The sequence below is a fragment of the Grimontia sp. AD028 genome (genome assembly GCF_000973155.1).
GTDB classification, from domain to species: Bacteria; Pseudomonadota; Gammaproteobacteria; order Enterobacterales; family Vibrionaceae; genus Enterovibrio; species Enterovibrio indicus.
The window spans coordinates 1-3,310 of sequence record NZ_LASY01000150.1; the positions used below are offsets into that span (position 1 = coordinate 1).

A 3,310-nucleotide genomic window follows, 5' to 3' on the forward strand; every position below is an offset into this window, starting at 1 on the left:
AAAAGTTCACCGAGTTGCCACTGCCGGAGGTGACCGGCTCACTGTCAACCAGAGTGAGGTTACCTGTAGCGCTGTCAACGGCATACAGACTGACGACATCAGTGCCGCTGGAAGTGACAAAGGTATTGCCGTCAATCGTCACAATATCGATGCCTGACACCAGGTCACCGGACGGGTAGGAGTTGCCGGTTTGCGCAATTTCACCGGTTTCCGGGTTGTAGGAGAGGACATCGACGGTATCACCCTGAGGGCGTGTAGCGAAAATCAGCGTTTCACCATCATCCGTTTCGAAGGTGACGTTTTCGCGCACAATGCCTGTTTGCGAGTTACCGAAGGTCAACCCACCATTGACGGTGAGCTGGCCGTTACCCGAAATCTCCCAGGCAGAAATTGAACCGCTGTTTTGCGACGTCAGGAATAGGGTAGGTTGACCGTCGATATTCGAGACATTTGACTGTGTGAGACCATTACCCAGTCCGCCAACAGAGAAACCTGCATTTTCAACGGCAGAGGTGATATCTCCAGACACCGATGACGTTACTACGCCCGTGGAGCTGTCGTAAGTGATGCGGTCGGTCTCAGTGAGCGAACCATCGTTTTCAACCCGAGAGATGATGGTGGTGCCGTCGTAACCAAATGACGTCGAAATAACATAAGGTACACCGTCAATCGTGGTGGTGGTGGTATTCCAACCGCCATTGCTGTCGCCCTGAGTGACCTCACCAGCGGTGAGGTTGCCACTCTCTTCCACATTCAGTGTAAAGCCTGCTGCATCAACGCTGCCTGAAGTGGTGCCTGTGACGACGCCGGCATTGTCAGTGCCGGTCACGGTTACCGTGACATCATGGGTCGAACCATCAGAGGCAGTCAGGGTGAAGGTATCCTGTGCAGTTTCGCCGTCAGTCAGCGGCTGGGCTTTGTCCGGGTCAACGGTGTATGTCCAGTTGCCGTCCACCAGTTCGAAGGTGCCGTAATTACCTTCAATCGTGGTGTTGCCGATGGTGGCGGTTTCACCGGAGTCGGGGTCGGTGACGGTGATCGTGCCGGATGTTGATGCATCAGCATCGGTCACATTACCTGTTGTATCACCCGTTACCACCGCGGCATCGTTTGTACCGGTCAAGGTAATGCTGATGACCTGTTGGTTGCCATCGCTTGCAGTGACCGTGATGTTGTCAGTAACAACTTGGTCTTGCGCCAGCGATTGAACAGCGTCGGTGTTAACCGTGTAAGTCCATTCGCCACCAACCAGCTCAAGCGTGCCGTAGGTACCGTCCAGTGTCGTATCTGGAATAGTCGGTGTCTGGCCGCTATCTGGGTCAGTAATAGTAATGGTGCCTGAGACTGACTGCGCACCGACATCCTCGGTGATGCTGCCCGTCACATCACCGGCAATGATGGAACCGTCATCGGTACCGGAGACATTGATGGTGATGTTCTGTGTCGTGCCGTCACTGGCGGTCAACGTGATCACGTCCTGAACATTGTCGTCAGAACCCAGTGATTCCACTTTGTCGCGATCTACGGTGTACGTCCATTCTCCATCTTCCAAAGTCAGTGAACCGTACTGACCTTCCACTGTGGTATTCGCGAAAGATGGACTGTCGTTGCTATCGACATCAGAGATTTCAATGGTGCCGCTTACAGTAACGGGTGCTGCAATATCGTCGTAATCGAGACTGTCGATATTGTTGTACGAGCCCGGTACTAATGTGAGTGTGGTATCTGGGGTGATCTCTGGGCCATCGAGCTGGATCAGCACCTTACCGTTGTCCGGAATCGCGTTGTAGTTGTTGCCATCGGCATTGGTGTCCACATCGACAATTGCCATGGTATACACGTTACCCTGCGCGTCAGTGTACTGAAGCGTGTAGTCGAGGTTTGCAGGGTAAGTAACGCCGTTTAGCTCGATAGTTTGTGAGCTGTCATTGGTGTATTCGTTGTGTGTGTTGTCACCGTCAAGACGCGCATCGTTATCAGTGAATTCGACGCTGACACCACCGCTGCTGAAATTGATCGATGGTGGGAAGTTGAAGGTATGGAACTCGCCCGACTCAACGCTGAAATTCTCATCCATGATGAAGGCGTTGCCCACGATTGCGCTGGAGAGATCAGCAGTCGAAATTGTGCCTGTTGTCGTACCAGTGACGACTGCTGCCTTATCGGTTCCCACTACATCGACGGTGATTTGGTGAGTCGAACCGTCAGATGCTGTGAGGGTGAAGGTTTCAGTCTCTGTATCACCCAGAGAGATTGCCTCTGCTTTATCCGGATCGACGGTGTAGGTCCACTCACCGTCTACCAGTGAGAAGGTGCCGTATTCACCATCAATATCAGTGTTGCTGATGCTTGCCGTTTCGCCACTGTCTGGATCAGTCACTGTGATAGAGCCAGATACGGAAGTGTCAGTGTCAGAAAGACTGGCGGTGGTATCACCCGTGACAACAGCTGCTTGATCAGTGCCTTCAACGGTAACAGTGATCTCGTGTTGTGAATTGTCAGATGCGGTAAGGGTAAAGGTTTCAGTGGCTTCCTGGCCCTCTGGTAGTGTTTGTGCTTTGTCTGGGTCTACCGTGTAGGTCCAGTTGCCGTCGACCAATTCGAAGGTACCATAGTTGCCCTCTATGGTGGTGTTATCGATAGACGCGGTTTCGCCGGAATCCGGATCAGTAACCGTGATAGAGCCCGTCGCAGAAGTATCTACATCACTGATCGAGGCGGTGGTATCGCCAGTCACAACCGCAGACTGGTTGGTGCCGGTGACCGTCACCACAATCTCGTGCGCCGAGTTATCAGACGCAGTGAGCGTAAAGGTTTCGGTCGCCTCTTCCCCGTCCGGCAGGGCTTGCGCTTTATCCGGGTCTACCGTGTAAGTCCAGTTGCCGTCGACCAGTTCGAAGGTACCGTAGTTACCTTCAATGGTGGTATTGCCGATGGATGCCGTTTCGCCTGAGTCGGGGTCGGTGACAGTAATCGAACCCGTCGCTGAAGTATCAACATCACTTATCGAGGCAGTGGTATCGCCCGTTACAACCGCAGACTGGTTGGTGCCTTCAACCGCGACCACAATCTCATGGGTAGAGTTATCAGACGCCGTGAGGGTAAAGGTTTCGGTCGCCTCTTCCCCGTCCGGCAGGGCTTGCGCTTTGTCAGGGTCTACCGTGTAAGTCCAGTTGCCGTCCACCAGTTCGAAGGTGCCGTAATTGCCCTCTATGGTGGTGTTGCCGATGGTAGCCGTTTCGCCGGAATCTGGGTCGGTAACCGTGATTGAGCCCGTCGCGGAAGCATCAACATCACTGATGGTTGCTGT

Annotated in this window: 1 protein-coding gene; it reads right to left on the reverse strand. The window is 53.5% G+C overall.

Going from position 1 to position 3,310, the window contains the following annotated elements; translation table 11 throughout:
- A partial coding sequence (locus RN22_RS22905; RefSeq protein WP_046308079.1) for a VCBS domain-containing protein occupies positions 1–3,310 on the reverse strand: 3,310 nt, incomplete at both ends.